The 19,270-nt window shown below is 59.1% G+C and carries 20 protein-coding genes and 1 tRNA gene; 10 read left to right on the forward strand and 11 right to left on the reverse strand.

Annotation, left to right across the window (positions count from 1 at the left end):
* Positions 1-18 precede the first annotated feature (18 nt).
* From ACR0DY_RS00230 to scpB, 6 genes are all read left to right on the forward strand, one after another.
* Complete coding sequence (locus ACR0DY_RS00230; RefSeq protein WP_480545461.1) at positions 19-1,158, forward strand: deoxyguanosinetriphosphate triphosphohydrolase; 1,140 nt, start codon at positions 19-21, stop codon at positions 1,156-1,158.
* A 252-nt stretch (positions 1,159-1,410) separates the two neighbouring features.
* Positions 1,411-3,156 carry an arginine--tRNA ligase gene (gene argS / locus ACR0DY_RS00235; protein ID WP_480545463.1) on the forward strand — a complete coding sequence of 582 codons (1,746 nt, stop codon included), beginning with the start codon at positions 1,411-1,413 and terminating at the stop codon, positions 3,154-3,156.
* A gap of 88 nt (positions 3,157-3,244) precedes the next feature.
* Complete coding sequence (locus ACR0DY_RS00240; protein ID WP_480480522.1) at positions 3,245-4,309, forward strand: SPOR domain-containing protein; 1,065 nt, start codon at positions 3,245-3,247, stop codon at positions 4,307-4,309.
* Positions 4,306-5,313: a beta-N-acetylhexosaminidase gene (gene nagZ, locus ACR0DY_RS00245; RefSeq protein ID WP_480480524.1), complete on the forward strand. Its 1,008-nt coding sequence runs from the start codon at positions 4,306-4,308 to the stop codon at positions 5,311-5,313. Before ACR0DY_RS00240 ends, nagZ begins: the two co-directional genes overlap by 4 nt.
* Positions 5,303-6,097, forward strand: a complete 795-nt coding sequence (locus ACR0DY_RS00250) for a segregation and condensation protein A (protein ID WP_480480526.1) — start codon at positions 5,303-5,305, stop codon at positions 6,095-6,097. The genes nagZ and ACR0DY_RS00250 overlap by 11 nt, the downstream gene beginning before the upstream one ends.
* Positions 6,090-6,737 (forward strand): SMC-Scp complex subunit ScpB, encoded by a 648-nt coding sequence (scpB, locus tag ACR0DY_RS00255; RefSeq protein ID WP_480480528.1) that lies wholly within the window; start codon positions 6,090-6,092, stop codon positions 6,735-6,737. The genes ACR0DY_RS00250 and scpB overlap by 8 nt, the downstream gene beginning before the upstream one ends.
* A gap of 93 nt (positions 6,738-6,830) precedes the next feature.
* On the opposite strand, the gene ACR0DY_RS00260 is transcribed toward scpB, so the two are convergent.
* From ACR0DY_RS00260 to ACR0DY_RS00295, 8 genes are all read right to left on the reverse strand, one after another.
* Positions 6,831-7,910, reverse strand: a complete 1,080-nt coding sequence (locus ACR0DY_RS00260) for a 2'-deoxycytidine 5'-triphosphate deaminase (protein ID WP_480480530.1) — start codon at positions 7,908-7,910, stop codon at positions 6,831-6,833.
* Positions 7,911-7,971: 61 nt separating this feature from the next.
* A tRNA-Pro gene (locus ACR0DY_RS00265) sits at positions 7,972-8,048 on the reverse strand.
* Positions 8,049-8,109: 61 nt separating this feature from the next.
* Positions 8,110-8,715: a MerR family transcriptional regulator gene (locus tag ACR0DY_RS00270; protein ID WP_480480532.1), complete on the reverse strand. Its 606-nt coding sequence runs from the start codon at positions 8,713-8,715 to the stop codon at positions 8,110-8,112.
* Between the two features lie 17 nt (positions 8,716-8,732).
* Positions 8,733-9,035: an integration host factor subunit alpha gene (gene ihfA / locus ACR0DY_RS00275; protein WP_209503673.1), complete on the reverse strand. Its 303-nt coding sequence runs from the start codon at positions 9,033-9,035 to the stop codon at positions 8,733-8,735.
* Between the two features lie 96 nt (positions 9,036-9,131).
* Positions 9,132-10,103 (reverse strand): beta-ketoacyl-ACP synthase III, encoded by a 972-nt coding sequence (locus ACR0DY_RS00280; protein ID WP_480480534.1) that lies wholly within the window; start codon positions 10,101-10,103, stop codon positions 9,132-9,134.
* Between the two features lie 22 nt (positions 10,104-10,125).
* The gene (plsX, locus tag ACR0DY_RS00285; protein WP_480480536.1) at positions 10,126-11,214 is read right to left on the reverse strand and encodes a phosphate acyltransferase PlsX; all 1,089 of its coding nucleotides are present in this window, start codon (positions 11,212-11,214) and stop codon (positions 10,126-10,128) included.
* Between the two features lie 24 nt (positions 11,215-11,238).
* Entirely contained in the window at positions 11,239-11,445 is a 207-nt protein-coding gene (gene rpmF / locus ACR0DY_RS00290; protein WP_008756996.1) for a 50S ribosomal protein L32, read from the reverse strand.
* A gap of 205 nt (positions 11,446-11,650) precedes the next feature.
* A complete protein-coding gene (locus tag ACR0DY_RS00295; RefSeq protein ID WP_480545465.1) occupies positions 11,651-12,187 on the reverse strand; it encodes a YceD family protein in 537 nt (178 codons plus the stop codon).
* A gap of 85 nt (positions 12,188-12,272) precedes the next feature.
* On the opposite strand from ACR0DY_RS00295, the gene ACR0DY_RS00300 reads away from it, so the two are divergent.
* From ACR0DY_RS00300 to ACR0DY_RS00310, 3 genes are all read left to right on the forward strand, one after another.
* Positions 12,273-12,746, forward strand: coding sequence for an outer membrane protein assembly factor BamE (locus ACR0DY_RS00300; protein WP_480545467.1), 474 nt, complete (start codon positions 12,273-12,275; stop codon positions 12,744-12,746).
* Positions 12,747-12,846: 100 nt separating this feature from the next.
* Entirely contained in the window at positions 12,847-13,587 is a 741-nt protein-coding gene (locus ACR0DY_RS00305; RefSeq protein ID WP_480545469.1) for a GNAT family N-acetyltransferase, read from the forward strand.
* A 68-nt stretch (positions 13,588-13,655) separates the two neighbouring features.
* Positions 13,656-15,464, forward strand: a complete 1,809-nt coding sequence (locus ACR0DY_RS00310) for an ABC-F family ATP-binding cassette domain-containing protein (RefSeq protein WP_480545471.1) — start codon at positions 13,656-13,658, stop codon at positions 15,462-15,464.
* On the opposite strand, the gene ACR0DY_RS00315 is transcribed toward ACR0DY_RS00310, so the two are convergent.
* Together ACR0DY_RS00315 and ACR0DY_RS00320 are read right to left on the reverse strand one after the other, a co-directional pair.
* Positions 15,461-16,009 carry a sugar O-acetyltransferase gene (locus ACR0DY_RS00315; RefSeq protein WP_480545473.1) on the reverse strand — a complete coding sequence of 183 codons (549 nt, stop codon included), beginning with the start codon at positions 16,007-16,009 and terminating at the stop codon, positions 15,461-15,463. The two genes, ACR0DY_RS00310 and ACR0DY_RS00315, sit on opposite strands and share 4 nt — an antisense overlap.
* Positions 16,010-16,018: 9 nt before the next feature.
* Positions 16,019-16,774 carry a 3-hydroxyacyl-CoA dehydrogenase gene (locus ACR0DY_RS00320; protein WP_480545475.1) on the reverse strand — a complete coding sequence of 252 codons (756 nt, stop codon included), beginning with the start codon at positions 16,772-16,774 and terminating at the stop codon, positions 16,019-16,021.
* Positions 16,775-17,006: 232 nt separating this feature from the next.
* Between ACR0DY_RS00320 and ACR0DY_RS00325 the strand changes: the two genes are divergently transcribed.
* Positions 17,007-17,756, forward strand: coding sequence for a hypothetical protein (locus ACR0DY_RS00325; protein WP_480480548.1), 750 nt, complete (start codon positions 17,007-17,009; stop codon positions 17,754-17,756).
* A 78-nt stretch (positions 17,757-17,834) separates the two neighbouring features.
* On the opposite strand, the gene tyrS is transcribed toward ACR0DY_RS00325, so the two are convergent.
* The gene (tyrS, locus tag ACR0DY_RS00330) at positions 17,835-19,088 is read right to left on the reverse strand and encodes a tyrosine--tRNA ligase (RefSeq protein ID WP_267363943.1); all 1,254 of its coding nucleotides are present in this window, start codon (positions 19,086-19,088) and stop codon (positions 17,835-17,837) included.
* Positions 19,089-19,270: the final 182 nt, after the last annotated feature.

The following is a 19,270-nucleotide window of genomic DNA, read 5'->3' on the forward strand; positions in this document are numbered from 1 at the left end:
GCGACAAGGACAAGGCCTTTGGACAGAGCAGGTTTTGCTTCGGACCCAGACCGCGCAAGGGGGCGGCTGGTTCCAGAGGAAGAAAGCAGCTTCCGGTCAAGCTTTCAGCGCGATCGCGACCGGATCATTCATGCCAGTGCGTTTCGACGGCTCAAGCACAAGACGCAAGTCTTTGTCGAGCACGAAGGTGACAGCTATCGAACACGGCTGACCCATTCCATCGAAGTCGCTCAGGTCGCGCGAACCATTTCAGGGGCGTTGGGCCTGAATCCTGAACTCACCGAAGCTGTAGCCCTGGCGCACGACCTGGGTCATACCCCCTTTGGTCATACGGGTGAGGACGCCCTCCACGCGCTGATGGCGCCTTACGGGGGGTTTGATCACAACGCTCAGGCCATTCGGATCGTAACCAAGTTGGAGCGGCATTATGCCGGGTTTGACGGATGCAATCTGACCTGGGAGTGCCTGGAGGGTATCGCCAAGCATAACGGCCCGGTTGTTGGCGAATTGCCCTGGGCCCTGGCGGAATGCAACCAGGGCTTTGACCTTGAACTTCATACCCATGCAAGTGCCGAGGCGCAGGTGGCGGCCTTGTCTGATGACATTGCTTACAACAATCACGACCTTCTGGATGGGTTGCGTGCGGGGTTGTTTGAAGATGATGATCTGCGCCACCTTCCGATCGTGGGGGCGTGTTATGCGGATGTGGATGCGAAATACCCCGGTCTTGATCCGTATCGGCGGCGTCATGAAGCACTGCGGCGGGTTTTTGGGGTCATGGTGGCGGACGTCATCACAACGTCGCGCGACTTGATCGCGGCCTCGGGCGCGCAGTCGGTCGAAGAGATTCGCCATCTTGGGCATCCTGTCATCCAATTCTCGACCGGGACTTGGGCGGATCTGAAACAAATCAGGGCGTTCCTGTTCACCCGGATGTATCGCGCACCCAGCGTCATGAAGGTGCGGGCCGAGGTTGCAACGGTTGTCGAAGACCTGTTCCCGATCTACCTGAACGATCCGAAACAGATGCCGGCACGCTGGCACGAGGATATTGAAGCTGCGGCGGACGAGACTGCTCTGGCCCGGATCGTATCGGACTATATTGCAGGAATGACCGACCGCTTCGCTTTGCAGGATCACGCCCGGCTGACGGGCTGATTGCGCCGCAATGAAACGGGTAATGGTCCATGTTTGCGACCTTTATTGCGGGTTGATTGGTACCTTGCGCAGGCGGGAAGCGATGATCAGAAGCCGTACGACGGACAGTGCGCAGGGTACTTGAAATCTCAGACAGAGGATATCTGGGCGCCATTGGCAGACATTGGGCGCAAACCATGTCCAAACAATAGGCGTCCATTGACCTTGCCGTGATGCATGGTAAACCGCCGGGCAAGCAAAAGGACATCCGAAATGAACCTGTTTTCCGAGATCCGCGGCCTTGTACTGGACGCGCTGGCACAGATGCAGTCCGAAGGCGCGTTGCCCGAGGGGCTGAGTTTTGACAACGTGGCGGTCGAACCGCCGCGTGATGCGGCGCATGGCGACATGGCGACCAATGCGGCGATGGTGCTGGCAAAACCGGCCAGGATGAAACCGCGTGACATTGCCGAGGCATTGGCAGGGAAGCTGGTGGCAGATGACCGCATCACCAGCGCCGATGTGGCAGGTCCGGGCTTTCTCAATTTGCGGCTGGCACCGTCGGTCTGGCAAGGCGTGCTGGCGGCTGTGCTGGAGAAGGGCACCGATTATGGCCGCTCGACTATGGGCCATGGGCAAAAGGTCAACGTTGAATATGTTTCGGCCAACCCAACCGGTCCGCTGCACGTGGGTCATACACGGGGTGCGGTATTCGGTGACGCTCTGGCAAGCCTGCTGGCCTATTCGGGCCATGACGTGACCCGTGAGTATTACATCAACGACGGCGGTGCGCAGGTGGATGTGCTGGCGCGCTCGGCTTACGAACGCTATCGCGAGGCCAATGGTCTGAGCCCCGAGATTGCCGAAGGTCTTTATCCTGGCGACTACCTGATCCCGATCGGTGAGGCGTTGAAAGAGAAATACGGCGACAGCCTGATCGACAAGCCGGAAAGTGACTGGCTGGAAGAGGTGCGTGAGTTCTCGACCGACGCGATGATGGATCTGATCCGCGCTGACCTGAAAGCGCTGGGCGTCGAGATGGATGTGTTCTTCTCGGAAAAATCTCTCTATGGCACTGGTCGGATTGAGGCCGCATTGCAATCGCTGACTGACAAGGGCCTGATCTATGAAGGCGTGCTCGAGCCGCCGAAGGGCAAAAAGCCCGAGGATTGGGAGCCACGCGAACAGACGCTGTTCAAATCGACCGAACATGGCGACGACGTCGACCGCCCTGTCAAGAAATCGGATGGCAGCTGGACTTATTTTGCCCCGGATATTGCTTATCACTATGACAAGGTGACCCGTGGTTTTGACGCACTGATCGACGTGTTTGGCGCCGACCATGGCGGCTATGTCAAACGGATGAAGGCGGCTGTTTCGGCACTGTCCGACGGTAAGGTGCCGCTTGATATCAAGCTGACACAGCTGGTGAAGCTGTGGAAGAATGGTGAGCCGTTCAAGATGTCCAAGCGGGCAGGGAACTTTGTCACGCTGCGCGATGTGGTCGATCAGGTGGGCCCGGATGTGACGCGGTTTGTTATGCTGACCCGCAAGAACGACGCGCCGTTGGATTTCGATTTTGACAAGGTGCTGGAACAAAGCCGCGAGAACCCCGTGTTCTACGTTCAGTATGCACATGCCCGTGTCATGAGCGTGCTGCGCCGTGCGGCCGAGGCTGGAATTACGGCTGATGATGCGATCCTTGCGGACGCTGACCTGAGCAAGATCGATCATGCCTCGGAACTGGTTGTTGCCAAGAAGCTGGCAGAATGGCCACGGCTGGTCGAGATTGCCGCCCGGACCAATGAACCGCACAGGGTCGCCTTTTACCTTTATGAACTTGCAGGCGACTTTCACGCGTTGTGGAACAAGGGCAATGACGAGACGCAATTGCGTTTCATCCAGGATGGCGATGTTGCCACAAGCCAGTCAAAAATCGCTTTGGCCCGGGCCGTTTCTGTTGTGATTTCAGCGGGCTTGGGTATTCTTGGCGTTACTCCGGCGCAGGAGATGCGGTAAAAAATATCGCCCGAACCGCCGGTATGAGGTAGGCAAGAAATGACCCGCGGGCCTTATTTTCAGGCGCGAAACGGGCAGTGAGGCGGACATGGCGAGTTACGATTACTCGGGGCATCAAAGCCCCGGGCAGATTCATTACCCGAATCAAGCGCATTCTGATGATGTGTATGATTTTCCCGAAGATATGCAGGAAGATGACGCGCCGCGAGGCTCGTTTGGTCTGGGCAGGGCAGTCAATTTCCTGGGGGCTGTTGCTTCCTTGGCGCTGGTCGCTGGTGTCGGGGTCTGGGGCTATCAACTGATCATGCGCGATGTCAGTGGCGTGCCGGTTGTTCGCGCCGCCGAAGGGCCGATGCGTGTACAGCCGGAAAATCCGGGTGGAACACCCGCCGATCATCAGGGCTTTGCCGTGAATGCCGTCGCCGCCGAAGGCAGCGCTGCGGCGCCGGCCGACCGGTTGATCCTTGCACCGCGCCCGGTGTCCTTGACAGACGAAGATCTGCCCGCCGGAGAACTGAAGCCGACCCCTGCGCTGCATGTTGTCGAAGAACCTATCACCACGCAGGAGGCCGCGCGCCTGCGCCAGAACGCAGTAGATGCGCTGGTTGCGGAATTGGCGGGTGCGGCAGCAGAAACGCAGCAAGAGTTCGAAGACGGTGTGCAACTGGCATCGCTGACCACCCCTGATGAAGAACCCGCCATTGACCCGGCAGATTTTGCTGCGGCCTTGCCGGACCCGAGCTTCGCAGAGTTGCCGGGTGTGCGCCGATCGTTGCGCCCTGTGACGCGTCCGGCACGGTCCACCCGCAGTCAGGTCGCGCCCAGCGAGAATTCCGAAGACGCCATCAATGCAGCGGTGAAAGCTGCGGTCGGGGTGGATGTTGATCCGGATACACTGGCAAAGGGAACCCGGCTGGCGCAGCTTGGAGCTTATGACAGCACGCAAGTGGCACAGGCCGAGTGGGACCGATTGAATGGTCAGTTTGGTGATTATTTGTCGGGAAAACAACGAGTTATCCAGAAAACCTCAAGTGGTGGACGGACCTTTTACCGCCTGCGTGTTCTGGGGTTCGAAGACCTGAGCGACTCGCGCCAGTTCTGCGCTGCTCTGGTCGCGCAAGGCGCTGATTGTATCCCGGTGGCCGTGAGGTGAAGTTCGGAGCAGCGATCACAGATGCTGAAGGACTGCGCCTGACGCAGGAGGAAAGAGACCTGTTTCACCAGATGAACCCGTTTGGGTTCATCCTGTTCTCCCGCAATATTGAAAGCGCCGATCAGGTGCGGGCCTTGTGTGATGATTTCCGCGAGGCCGTTGGGCGCAACTGTCCCATTACCATTGATCAGGAAGGTGGGCGCGTACAGCGTTTGCGCGCACCCTTGGCTCGCGAATGGCTGCCGCCGCTGGATCATGTGATCAGGGCGGGTGATCAAGCGGAACGCGCCATGTACCTCAGGTACCGCCTGATTGCGGATGAGCTGTTTGGTCTGGGCATCGACAGCAACTGTGCCCCCATGGTCGATGTGGCGCGGCCCGAGACCCATGCGTTTCTGAAAAACCGCTGTTATGCCTTTGACCCCGAACAGATTTCCAGGGTCGGCAGGGCCGTGGCACAGGGCCTGTTGGACGGGGGCGTTCTTCCGGTTCTCAAGCACATTCCCGGCCATGGCCGGGCCACTCTGGACAGTCACCATGACCTTCCGCACGTTGATTTGCCGCTGGTAGAGTTGGAATACAGCGATTTCGCGCCGTTCCGCGCCTTGAACGACCTGCCGATGGGGATGACGGCGCATCTGGTCTTTGATCAGATCGATCCCCGGCCAGCCACCATTTCTGCGGCCATGATGGGCCTGATCCGAGACAATATCGGCTTTGGCGGCCTGATCATGACCGACGATATCTCGATGAAGGCGCTCAGTGGGGCGTTGACGGACCTCACTCGCCAATCTTTGCAGGCGGGCTGCGATGTAGTCCTGCATTGCAATGGCAGTTTTTCTGAACGTGCCGCTGTAATGGAAACTGCCGGAGAAATGTCGGATGTGGCACAAGCCCGCGCAGAACGGGCGCTGGCGACGCGCAAACGCCCGCGGGAACTTGACATCCAAGCCGCCGAAGCGGAACTATCTGCCCTAATGGGCGGGCAGGTATATGAACGATAATCTTTTTAGCGAAGACCCTGTCTCGGTCGCGGATCGTCTTGCGGCCGAAGCGCTGATTGTTGATGTCGACGGGTTCGAAGGCCCGTTGGATGTTTTGTTGACCCTTTCACGCACGCAAAAAGTGGATCTGCGCAAGATCTCGGTTCTTGCGCTGGCGCAGCAATATCTGGCCTTTGTTGAAAAGGCACGTGCGCTGCGCATTGAACTGGCCGCCGATTATCTGGTCATGGCGGCGTGGCTGGCCTTTCTCAAGTCCCGTCTACTGCTACCGCCAGACCCCGATGACGACGGGCCATCGGGTGAAGAGCTGGCCGCGCATCTGGCGTTTCAACTTGAACGCCTGCAGGCGATGCGTGACGTCGCTGCACGGTTGATGGCCCGCGACCAACTGGGGCGTGATTTTTTCAAACGCGGGCAGGGCGAGGACGTCACCCGCATTCGCACCGTGACTTATTCTGCCACGCTGCTGGACCTGATGCAGGGTTATGCCCGTATCCGCACCCGTGACGAATTCCGCCCCTTTGTGATGGACCGCGATGCGGTGTTCACGATGGAGCAGGCACTGGAGCGGATGCGCCCGCTGATCGGTTTTGCGGGGACGTGGACCGATATGGAAACCTATCTGCCCGATGGTTGGGATATTGACCCGGTGCGCCGCAGATCGGCGACGGCTGCGACTTTTGCGGCCTCGCTGGAACTGGTGAAAGAAGGACATATGGAGATCAAGCAGAGCGAGACATTCGCGCCGATCCAATTGCGCAAGAGGACCCAGACACGTGACTGACGCCCCAGAAGAAACCGGCACCCTGTTCGAGGCGCCACCCTTGGCGGAACAGGAGCGTATGGTCGAGGCCGTTTTGTTTGCCAGCGCCGATCCGGTGACGATTGCCGACCTTGAGGCGCGGATGCCGCATGGAAGCGACGCCGCGCAAGCCGTTGAACTGCTTCAAAGGCGTTACGAGGGGCGCGGCGTGCGCGTGGTACGCGTTGGTGAGGCATGGGCGATCCGTACGGCCCCTGATCTGGGCTTTCTGATGCAGAAGGAAACGGTTGAGACTCGCAAACTCAGCCGCGCCGCGATTGAGACATTGGCGATCGTGGCCTATCACCAGCCCTGCACCCGCGCCGAGATTGAGGAAATTCGCGGCGTATCAGTCTCTCGCGGGACGATTGATCAATTGCTAGAGATGGAGTGGATCAGGTTGGGCCGTCGCCGCATGACACCGGGTCGTCCGGTGACATTTGTGGTGACGTCCGAATTTCTGGATCATTTTGGGCTGGAGAACGCCCGCGATCTGCCGGGTCTCAAGGAATTGAGGGCTGCGGGATTGTTGGAAAACCGGCCTCCACCGGGGACGATCCCGCTGGGCGAGGGGCGCGAGGACGAAGTGGACGAGGACCAGTCGGAACTGTTTGAGGAATAATAACCCGGACAGGTCGCTACAGGTCAGGCGCGGATCCTGCGGCAGTAAACGCGGGTTATCCGACGCATGCACCGTTGAAAGAAATTCTGAGGATCAGACGGCCGCTTTGAAGTGCTTGGACAGTTTCAGGCCTTGCCCCTGATAGTTCGATGCAATCCCGGCACCATATAGCTGCGTGGGCATCTCAGCCATTTTCTCATAGACAAGACGCCCGACCACCTGTCCGTGTTCCAGCACGAAAGGCGCTTCGTGGCATCGCACCTCGAGCACACCACGTGACCCGGCACCCCCGGCGGCTGCATGGCCAAAGCCGGGATCGAAGAACCCGGCATAATGCACTCGGAATTCACCAACCATCGCCAGATAAGGTGCCATTTCGGCGGCATACATCGGCGGGATATGGACCGCCTCGCGGCTGACAAGGATATAGAATGCGCCGGGGTCAAGTATGATGCGACCGTCCTTGGTGCGCACTTCCTCCCAATAGTCCTGGGGGTCGTATTCGCCAATTCGGTCCAGATCGATTACCCCGGTATGGGGCTTGGCGCGATAGCCGACCAGATCGGTGTCGGGCAGTTGCAGATCGACCGAAAAGCCAAGACCATCATGAATCACAGCAGGCCCGTCCACCAACGGCGATTCGGCGTGCAGGGCGGTCAGTTCGGCGTCAGACAAGACGGCCTGACCCTGACGGAAACGAATCTGGTTTAGACGCATACCGGGTCGGACCAGAACCGAAAACGAACGTGGACAGATCTCGGCGTACAGCGGGCCTTTGTAGCCTGCAGGCACGCGATCGAACTCGGTGCCACCATCGGTGATGGTACGGGTCAGAAGGTCAAGCCGTCCGGTCGAGCTTTTGGCATTGGCGACGGCGGTCATGTCGCGGGGCAGGGCAAGCGATTCCATCAGAGGCACCAGATAGACGCAGCCCTTTTCCAGAACAGCGCCGTCCGAGATGTCGATGCGGTGCATTTCAAACTCGGCCAAGCGATCCGTAACGGTCTGTCCTTCGCCCGCGAGGAACGAGGCACGCACTCGGTAAGCAACTGTTCCTAAACGCAAATCAAGGCTGGCCGGTTGAATTTGCGCTGGCAGAACATCGGGGTTGGCGGCAATCTCTCCGCGCGCGATCATCGCTTCGATTTGCTGGTTCGCGCAAACACCTGTCATCTCGATCCCCTCATGTGCCAGAGCGGGATCTGGCCTTTGTGCCATAAACGTCGGTGTGATTTGGTCGGGCTAGCAGGACTCGAACCTGCGACCTTCCGTCCCCCAGACGGACGCGCTACCAGGCTGCGCCATAGCCCGACGTTGGGCCGTTCATAAAGATTTTCCCGGCAGGGGCAAGAGGAAAACACTGCCTTTTTTCCTAACCCGTCGCCTGTGTTTCAACACGATCCAGCCAACGGCGCAGGTCTTTTGCAATTGGTGCAATCCGGCGCAGAAGTTCGTCGTCAAAGTCGGCGCACTTCCACGCCAGCGAAGCAATTCCGCCCATCAGGGGCGTTGTGTTCAGGTCAGACTCTGGTTCTTGTTCTGACACAGCCGCGGGAAGTGCTTCGGCCTGCACACCTTCATTCACCGGCTGCTTGGCCGGTCCGTCCAGATCCATAGGGATTTGTTCGGTGGCTGCAGCTGGTTTGGGTTCGAACGGCACCACAGTACCTTGAACGGGTTCAATCAGGGCAGGGCCCGGTTCGTCCAGAGGCGGAGACAGTGCTGCGACATGTGCGACGCCTTGCTCGCGCAGGATTCGCTGCACGCCCTTGATTGTGGTCCCGTCTTCATGAAGCAGTTTCTTGATGCCCCCCAGAAGACGCATGTCATTGGGGCGATAATACCGGCGCCCGCCCGCGCGTTTGACCGGTTTGACCTGAGCGAACCTGCTTTCCCAGAATCGCAAAACATGGGCCTGAACCCCAAGCCAATCCGCTACTTCACTGATCGTGCGAAACGCGTCGGGAGACTTGCTCATATCCGCGTGACCCTGGGTTACTTGCGATTCCCGACGGCGACGCGATCTTTCATAAGATGCGACGGGCGAAAGGTCAGTACGCGGCGGGGCTGTATCGGAACTTCTTCGCCGGTTTTGGGGTTGCGACCGACTCGCGCGGTCTTGTCGCGAACACTGAATGTACCGAAGGACGAAATCTTCACCTGCTCACCGCGCACCAGAGCGTCGGACATGTGGTTCAGAACGCTTTCGACCAGCTGCGCACTTTCGTTACGTGAAAGCCCGACTTCGCGAAAGACGGCCTCGCTCAGATCCATTCGAGTCAGTGTATTGTCGCCCATGTCATTTCCCCTGTTGCTGTCAAAGCATATGGGTATGGCAAATTCGCTGTCAATATCAATGAATTGCAAGCAGCTGTGTAAGCTGGATTGCGCCGGTTACCAGCGCAGAACCACCGCGCCCCAAGCCAGACCGCCGCCAATCGCTTCGGTCACGATCAGGTCGCCGGGTTTGATCTGCCCGCGTTGTTTGCCAACCGACAATGCCAATGGGATGGATGCAGCCGAGGTGTTGCCGTGATCCTGAACGGTCACAACCACGTTTTCCATCGGCAGGCCCATCTTTTTGGCCGTGCCCTGAATGATGCGAATATTGGCCTGATGAGGAACAATCCAGTCGACGTCAGCGCATCTCAGCCCGGCGCGGCTCAGGGCTGTCTCAGCGGTTTTGGTAAGCTTTTCAACGGCATGTCGGAAGACCTGATTGCCCTGCATCCGCAGATGCCCGGTGGATTGGGTCGAAACACCCCCATCGACATAAAGCAGGTCCTTGAAGCGCCCATCCGAGTTCAGATCGGTTGCGAGTATGCCGCGATCCGCAGCGGTGCCTTCGCCGTCCTGCGCTTCGAGTACCAATGCGCCGGCGCCATCCCCGAACAAAACGCAGGTCGAGCGGTCGGTCCAGTCCATAATCCGGGAAAAGGTTTCGGCACCAATGACCAGCACGCGTTTGGCTTGGCCGGACAGGATCAACGCATTTGCGTTGCTGAGCGCGAAAACGAATCCCGCGCAGACAGCCTGTACGTCGAAAGCAAACCCCCTGGTCATGCCCAGCCGGGCCTGAACCATGGTCGCGGCAGAAGGAAAGGTCAGGTCCGCGGTCGAGGTCGCCAGGACAATCGCGTCGATATCATCCGCTGTCAGGCCCGCATCGGCCAGCGCAGCCTCGGCAGCTTTGGTGGCCAGGTCCGACGTCGTTTCGTCATCGGCGGCAAAGTGACGGCGTTCGATCCCCGACCGGGTTCTGATCCACTCATCCGTCGTGTCCAGCGTTTTCTCGAACTCGGAATTTGGAACAATACGTTCCGGCAAATAATGCCCGACACCTACTACAACTGAACGGCCTGCCATTTTTGAGGTACTGCCTTTTTTGTTATTTATCGGTCTGCGGCGCAGCTTGCGCGGCATCTTGTGCAAGCTGGGCCGTGGATGCAACCCGCGCAGCTAATTTTTCGGCAAAGCCGGACTGTGCCAGGGTAAAGGCCAGTTTGATCGCCGCCGACACTCCGGTCGCATCTGCCCCGCCATGGGATTTAATAACTGTCCCGTTCAGACCCAGAAACACGCCACCGTTTACGCGCCGCGGATCAATGCGCTTTTTCAGGCGCTGTAGCGACGTGATGGCCAAGACCGAAGCCAATCGGGACAACGGAGAGTATTTGAACGCCTCACGCAGAAGATCTCCGATCAGGCTGGCGGTGCCTTCACCCGTTTTTATCGCGACATTGCCGGTAAACCCATCGGTAACAATGACATCTGCCTTGTCACCGGGAATGTCGCTGCCTTCGACAAAGCCAACAAATTCGAAATTCGCCTGTTCCGCGAAATCCGAGATCAAGGCGTGTGCTTCTTTCAGTTCCGCGCGGCCTTTATGCTCTTCTGTGCCAACGTTCAGCAGCCCAATCCGGGGTCGGTTCAGGGCCATGCCGTTGCGCGCATAAGACGCGCCCATCAGGGCGAATTGCAGCAAGTCCTTGGCGTCGGCGCGCACATCGGCGCCCACGTCCAGCATCACATTGAACCCCTGCGGGTTGCGCGAAGGCCACAGGATCGCGATTGCGGGGCGGTTGACACCCGGCAATTTGCGCAGGCGCATCATTGACAGGGCCATCAGGGCACCGGTGTTGCCGCAGGACACAGCGCCATGGGCTTCGCCCTGACGAACCGCTTCCAGCGCGGACCACATCGAGGTCTGCTTGCCGTTGCGCACAACCTGGCTGGGCTTGTCCTCCATCGTGACAACGTCGGGGCAATCACGAAAAACGACGCGCCCTTCAAGGACACGTCGTTTGGCAACCAGCTTGCGCAATACCTGTTCGGGCCCGTGCAGCAGGAACCCGATATTCGGGTTCTTGCCAGCCGATTTCGCCAGACCTGCAACGACGACAGCGGGGCCTGCGTCCCCTCCCATTGCGTCAACCGAGATGGTGATCCGTCCGGCGTGCGTGGGCTGATCGTTCATGCCTTGGCCTGCGCTCGATCAGGCTTAGGCTGCGTCTTCGTCCAGATCGATTTCGTCGGCCTGTGCGACGACTTCGCGATCGTCATAGTGGCCGCAAGATGCACAAACGTGGTGCGGGCGTTTCAGCTCGCCGCAGTTCGGGCATTCGTTCGGGTTTGCAGCAACCAGAGCGTCGTGTGCGCGGCGGTTGTTGCGACGCGACTTGGAAACTTTGTTCTGTTGGACGGCCATGGTCTCAACCTTTGTCTGACTGGGGGCCGCAGATTCGCTGCCGACCCGGGTTTCGTAGTTCGTTTATCGTGGTTTGACGCGCGTTTAGGCGACGAGCCCCGCAATGTCCAACCCAAAATCCGATGAGCGCGCGAAAATACTGCGATTCTCGGCATGTTCAAGCGATTTTTCTGACCGCCTGCTATGACAGGAAATCCGGCACCTGTCACTCGTCTTTTTTTAGCACATCGCGCAATCCTGCCAATCCCGCAAAGGGTTTGGCATCGTCATCCGTCATCGCCTGTTTGCCCGGTTCTGTGTAGGCAGCCTGACCCAGTTCCGCGCCGTCTTTCCGTGGATATTGTGGCAAAGCCAGAGACAGGGCCTCGATCATGACAAGGGCCGGATCAATTTCCGGTCCCAAAGGTTCAGATTCGTCATCTTCCGGGATTTCGAACTCTGGATCATCAGGGTCTGCCCAATCCGCAAGAAATGTCCGGTGCACTGGAATGTCGATCCTTGTCGTCACCGGTTCCAGCGTCACCACGCAAGGTTGGGTGACAGTTGCGCCGAGTTTGCCGTTTAGAACCCAGTCCCGTTTGCCCTGCGCCCGCAGGTCGCCCGAAAAGCTGAGCTTGCGCAGCCCCAGCAGCCCAAGGTCTTGCCTGATTTGCTCAAGCACGGTGGTTGCAGGGCGCAGATCGAACCGTGTCGGGGCGTTCTGCGGCAGGTCAGACACCCGAAATGATGTCGCGTTGCTCATTCGTGAGCCTTTCTATGTGTTGAACCGTGGCAGCGGTTTATGTAATCGGATAGAAGCCGAAGAAGGCCAAGGCAAGAGGGTGCAGATGTTGAAGGTAGTGAACCGGTTGAAACCAGCTGCGAAATCGCTTGTGTTTGTTGCCTGTCTGGCTGCGACCGGAGCTTGTACGGCTGTCTTCAAGAATCACGGCTATGTGCCACCGGCCGAGGAACTGGCGGAAATCAAAGTGGGCGTAGACACGCGGGACAGCGTGCAAGAGGCCATCGGCGCGCCGGGCGCATCCGGCGTGGTTCGGGATTCGGGCTATTACTACGTCCGCTCTCGCGTGCGCCACTACGGTCCGAAACGGCCCGAGGTGGTATCGCGCGAACTGGTTGCCATCAGTTTTGATCAGCGCGGTGTTGTCAGAAATATCGAACGCTTTGGTCTTGAAGACGGGAATGTGATTGCTCTGGAGCGCCGCGTTACCGATTCCAACGTTCAGGACAAAGGCTTCCTGCGTCAGCTGCTGGGCAATATCGGCAACTTCAATCCGGCCAACATTCCGGGCGCCAACTAATTTGCGCCAAAACCTTGCGGTAGTCACAGGGCAGTCACATGTCTTGTGCTAACGGTGTCGTACCGACGCCTGAGGGTCGGCAACCGTGGAGGACGCGACCGTGGCAACGGCAGTTTTGTTAAGCAAGGGGCGCTATCGCGCCAGACTGGCGCAATCGCCCGAGGATATCAGAACAGCTCAGGCATTGCGGACCTTGGCTTTTGGCACAGAGCAACCGGACTGCGACGAGTTTGATGCACGCTGTAGCCATATCCTGATCGAGGATATGCGCTCGGCAGACCGGCTGGTCTGCTGCTTTCGGATGCTGACCATGGATAGTGGCGGCGAGATCGGGCGAAGTTATTCGGCACAGTTCTACGACCTGACCTCGCTCGAAGGCTTCGAAGGCCGGATGGTTGAAATGGGACGATTTTGTATCCATCCCGATCACAGCGACCCCGACATCCTGCGTATAGCCTGGGGGGCAATGACGGCCTACGTTGACCGGAACAACGTCGAGATGCTGTTTGGATGTTCCTCTTTTGCCGGAACCGCAACTGAGCAGTATCTGGATGCGTTTGCGATGCTCAAACACCGCCATCTGGGCCCGAAACGTTGGTTGCCGCGCGTGAAGGCTCCGGATGTGTTTCGTTTTGCCGCGCGTCTGCGGCGCAGACCGGATGTGAAAAAGGCAATGCTGCGGATGCCACCCTTGTTGCGGACCTATCTGATGATGGGCGGTTGGGTCAGCGATCATGCAGTGGTGGATCGCCACATGAACACGCTGCACGTTTTCACAGGGGTGGAAATCGGTGCGATCCCCCCGGCACGCAAACGTCTGTTGCGGGCGGTGGCCGGGTAGATTGAGTATTTTTGAAAAGGTGAAGACGGGGCGTTGACGCAATGTGTCAGCCGGTTTAGCTGGCGCACATGGCGAGAATTCCTTTGTTGCAGATGTCCGGCATTTCCCTGACTTTCGGGGGTGACCCGGTGTTTTCCGAACTGGATCTGGTGGTTCAACCCGGTGATCGTGTTGCGCTGGTGGGGCGAAACGGGTCCGGAAAATCCACGCTGATGAAAGTGATGGCCGGTCTGGTCGAGGCGGATCGGGGCGAGATTGTCGTGCCGCCCGGAAAATCCGTTGGCTATATGGAGCAAGATCCGACAATGGAAGGCTTTGCCACGTTGGGGGATTACGCCTCCAGCGGGTTGGAGCCGGGAGAACTTTACAAGGTTGAACGGGCCGGTGAAGGGTTGAAGTTCGATCCTTCACGGGCAGTTGAGACGGCTTCGGGCGGAGAGAGGCGGCGGGCTGCGCTGGCCAAGCTGATGGCCGAAGCACCGGATCTGATGTTGCTGGACGAGCCGACCAACCATCTGGATATCGAAGCCATCGCGTGGCTGGAACGCGAACTTGGCGCGACCCGAGCGGCCTTTGTGCTGATCTCGCATGACAGGGCCTTTCTAAGGGCGCTGACGCGGGCAACACTTTGGATCGACCGGGGGGCTGTTCGGCGACAGGAACAGGGCTTTGAAGCCTTTGAGGCCTGGCGGGACAAGGTATGGGAGGAAGAAGACCAGCAACGCCACAAGCTGAACCGCCTGATTAAGTCAGAAGCGAAATGGGCGGTTGAGGGCATTAGCGCCCGACGCAAACGTAATCAAGGCCGGGTGCGGGCCTTGCAGGCGTTGCGGGCCGAAAAGGCGGCGCAGATCAAACGTCAGGGTTCGGCTGCAATGGCATTGGAGGCCGGGCCAAAATCAGGCCGTAAAGTGATTGAGGCCAGGGCGCTGGCCAAAGGGTTTGGCGACAAGCAGATCGTTCGGAACTTTGATCTGCTGGTACAGCGCGGCGACCGGGTGGCCTTTGTCGGGCCGAACGGTGTTGGCAAAACAACGTTGCTGAAGATGCTGCTGGGGCAGGTGGAGTCGGACGAGGGCTCGGTTTCCTTGGGGACGAACCTTGAAATCGCGGTGTTCGATCAGACCCGTGCCCAACTGGACCCCGAGATGAGCCTGTGGGACAGTCTGACCGGCGATCCGGAAATGCGGGTGTCGGGCAAGGCCGATCAGGTAATGGTGGGCGGGCAGCCCAAACATGTTGTAGGGTATCTCAAGGAATTTCTGTTTGACGAACGGCAGGCCCGAGCAGCCGTCAAATCCCTGTCGGGTGGGGAAAAAGCCCGGTTGTTACTGGCCAAACTGATGGCGAAACCCTCGAACCTTCTGGTGCTGGACGAACCGACCAACGATCTGGATGTCGAGACGCTGGACCTGCTGCAAGAGCTTTTGGATGATTATGACGGCACCGTTCTGCTGGTGAGCCATGACCGGGATTTTCTGGACCGCGTGGCGACAACCACCATCGCGATGGAAGGGAACGGACGGGCGACAGTCTATGCTGGCGGCTGGTCGGATTACATCGCGCAGCGTGGCGACGTGATCCAAAAAAGCGTAGAAAAAGCAAAAGCTTCAAAGCCAAAGATCAAGCAGGAAGAAAGGCCGAAATCCGGCCTGTCCTTCTCGGAAAAGCACCGGCTGGAGAAACTGCCTGCCGAGATCGCGCGCCTTGAGGCCGAGATTGCCAAGCTGGAAGAGCTGATGTCCGACCCCGGGCTGTTCACGCGTGAGCCGGTGAAGTTCCAAAAAGCGACCGAGGCGCTGGTTGAGCGGCAGGAGAAACTCTCGGCTGCTGAAGAGGAATGGCTGACGCTCGAAGAGAAGGCTGAAAGTGCTTAGCGCGTCAGACGTTTTGCCGGATTACCTGCCACGGTTTCTCTGGCGGGGACGTCTTTGGTGACGACGCTGCCTGCGCCGATTGTGGCGTAGTCGCCTATGGTAATGCCGGGCAACAGGATCGCTCCGCCGCCAACCCAAACCTGCCTGCCGATGGTGACGGGCAGGCCGATTTCCAACCCTTGTGCCCGATCAGCCGGGTCTTTGGCATGATGGGCGCAGTAAATCTGAACATTGGGGCCAAACATCGTGTCGTCGCCGACCCGAACGAGGGCCGTGTCCAGAACCACGCATCCGGCATTGAAGAAAACCCGGCTGCCCAGATGGATGTTCATTCCATACGCGCAGTGAAAAGGGGCTTCGAGAAAACAGTCCTCGCCGACATGGCCCAGCAGCGCGTGTAGTTCCGGGGCCATCGCGCCGCGTGTGTCGGGCGGACAGGTGTTGTGAGCGTGAACAGCCCGTCGTGCCCGCGCGCGCAGATCGTCCAACTCAGGATCGAGACAGCAATACCACTGCCCGGACTGCATTTTCTGGCGCTCCGACATGGGGCTGTCTTACCGCATCCGCAGAGCGCCGTCGATGCGGATGACCTCGCCGTTCAGGTAGCCCATTTCAACGATGAAACCGGCCAGCCGCCCGTATTCCTTAGGGTCGCCCAGGCGGGCCGGGTTCGGGACGTCGGCGGCCAGTTGTTTCTGCACGTCTTCGGGAAGGCCCGCCAGCATCGGGGTCATAAAGATACCCGGCGCAATGGTCATGACGCGAATCCCGGTCGAGGCCAGATCGCGGGCCATTGGCAGGGTCATGCCAACAACCCCGCCTTTCGATGCAGCGTATGCCGCCTGTCCCTTTTGGCCGTCGAATGCGGCAATAGATGCAGTGTTGATGATCACACCGCGCCCCCCGTCCGGTTCGGGTTCATTCTTTGCCATCTCGGCAGCGGCCAGCCTTGAGACGTTGAATGTGCCGACAAGATTGATGTCGATCGTACGCTGGAACGCGTCCAGCGGGTGGGGCCCATCCTTGCCGACTGTCTTGATTCCATAAGCGATACCCGCGCAATTCACAGTCGCGGTGATCTTGCCCATCTTGTCCATGCCGTGGCGCACGGCAGCTGCGACCGAGGTTTCGTCGGTTACATCCGTCAGCGCAAAATATCCGCCGATTTCGGAGGCGACTTGAGCGCCACGGTCCGCGTCACGGTCCAGAATAGTGACTTGCGCGCCCTGCGCGGCAAAGTGACGGGCGGTGGCTTCACCCAGACCGGATGCGCCGCCGGTGACAAGAGCGGCTGTGGTGGACAGGTGCATCGGAACTCCTCCCTGGGATATGAACAATTGTTCAATAACTGCTTTGCAGGGGCGGTGTCCACATCTTTGAGCCTGAACGCCTAAAGGGGCGGGGCGGACTGACCGCCGCCGGGTCAATACGCATCTTTAAGGCATCTTAATCCGCGCTTCACGAAAACGCGCCTGTTCGTGAACGAAGTAATCACAGCCATTGCGTGTTTTTTCGTCAGGAGGTTCCGATATGGTAAATGGTATGAAACAAACACTGGGCGCTGTTCTGGCTGCACCTGTCTTTGGGATTGTGGTTGCCGGCAGTGCTGTTGCAGCGCCGGAAACGTGTAACTGGAAAACGGCTCGAAATCTTGCGAATGCAGGCGACTATGCCGGTTTTTGCGATTGTGTTCAGGTGACCCCGAGCTTTCTGGACAGACTTCAGAAGCGACCGGATTTTGAGACAACGCTGCGCGTTACCGGGGCGCAATGCCCGGGCCTGGCCGCTTTGCTGACAGATGTGCCAACGGCAAGCCAGTCCGGTCTGGCAGAGAATCGGGGTGAAAGTCGCGGTTCAGAACCCGGCGGGGCGGGATTTGCGAACGCGGCTGGTCCAGACGGCCTCGGTGGTGGCGGAGAACCTGACAACGGCGGCCAAGAACCCGGTGGTGGCGGTGGACAGCCCGGCGGCGGTGACGGAGAGCCCGGCGGTGGTGGCGGAGAACCCGGCGGTGGCGGTGGAGAGCCCGGCGGTGGTGGCGGAGAACCCGGCGGTGGCGGTGGAGAGCCCGGCGGCGGTGGCGGGGAACCCGGTGGTGGCGACGGTGAACCCGGCGGTGGCAAAGGCAATAACGGCGGCGGAAAGGGCCATAACGGCGGCGGCAAAGGTGGCGATAAGGGTAACAATGGCGGCGGCAACGGCGGCGAGGGCAGCAGTCCGGGTCGCGGAAACAACGCCAATGACGACGAGGGCGAAAGCGACCGGCCCGGTCGCGGAAAGGGACGTCAGTAGCTTTGCCCATTCCAAAATAGATACGGCCACCCAATCGGGTGGCCGTTTCCTGCTTTGCAATCAAAGGTGAAAGGGGCGTCAGCCCAGTTGCACCAATGCGTGGCGTTTCTTGCCTGCACTCAGCTTGATCGGGGATGACAATGCGCCCGCATCGATCATCAAACCCGCATCCGTCAGCGGAGCGTCGTCCAGTTTGGCCCCGTTTTCGGCAATCAGGCGCTTGGCCTCTTTGCCGGATTTGGCCAGGCCTGATTTGACAATGATCTGGACGATGGACATGCCGTCGCCCAGTTCATCCGCGCTGAGGGTCAGGGTGGGCAGATCGTCTCCAACGCCACCTTTTTCGAACACTTCACGGGCCGTGGCTTCGGCCGTTGCCGCAGCTTGCGCCCCGTGGAGAAGGGCTGTCACCTCATTGGCGAGGCGGATTTTGGCCTCATTGATCTCGGACCCGGCAAGCGCGCCAAGACGGTCACATTCATCCACCGGCAATTCGGTATAGAGCTTCAGGAACCGCCCGACATCCGCATCGGTGGTGTTGCGCCAGAACTGCCAGAATTCATAGGGCGAGCGCATCTCGGCGTTCAGCCAGACCGCGCCATCCTGCGATTTGCCCATCTTCTTGCCGTCGCTGGTGGTCAGCAGGGGTGAGGTAAGGCCGTAGATCTCGTGATCCAGCACCCGGCGGGTCAGGTCGATACCGTTGACAATGTTGCCCCACTGGTCGCTGCCGCCCATTTGCAGAACACAGCCATAGCGGCGGTTCAGCTCCAGAAAGTCATAGGCTTGCAGGATCATGTAGTTGAACTCGAGAAACGACAGCGACTGTTCGCGATCCAGCCGGGATTTCACCGATTCAAAGCTGAGCATCCGGTTGACCGAAAAATGCCGCCCGATGTCGCGCAGGAAATCGAGGTAGTTCAGATCATCCAGCCATTCAGCATTGTTCAACATCAGCGCCTTGTTTTCGGCATCAGTGTCGTAATCGATATAGGCCGCGAACACTTTCTTGATGCCCGCGATGTTTTCGTCAATCTGTTCGGGTCCCAGCAGGGGGCGTTCATCCGCGCGGAACGAGGGATCGCCCACCTTGGTGGTGCCGCCGCCCATAAGGGTGATCGGCTGATGACCGGTCTTCTGGAACCAGCGCAGCATCATGATCTGAATCAGACTGCCCACATGCAACGACTTGGCCGTTGCATCAAAGCCGATATAGGCCGGCTTGCACCCACTGATCAGCGCGTCGTCAAGGCCCTGATAATCGGTGCAGTCGGCGAGGAAGCCGCGCTCGATCATCGTGGCGATGAAATCCGATTTGGGGTGGTAGGTCATATCGTGCCCTCGGGGTTTGTGTTGCGGGGCACTGTATAGGCGGCGCTGCGGATGAGGAAAAGCCACCTTTTCACTCTAAAACCGCGTGCCGTGATATGCGCGCGCACCTTGATGGCCGGGGTGTTGATCCTGAAGCGCGACGTCGGAAAAAAACCGACGCGCCCAATCAGAAGGCTTGCCAA

The sequence above is a fragment of the Ruegeria sp. O6 genome (assembly GCF_056535045.1).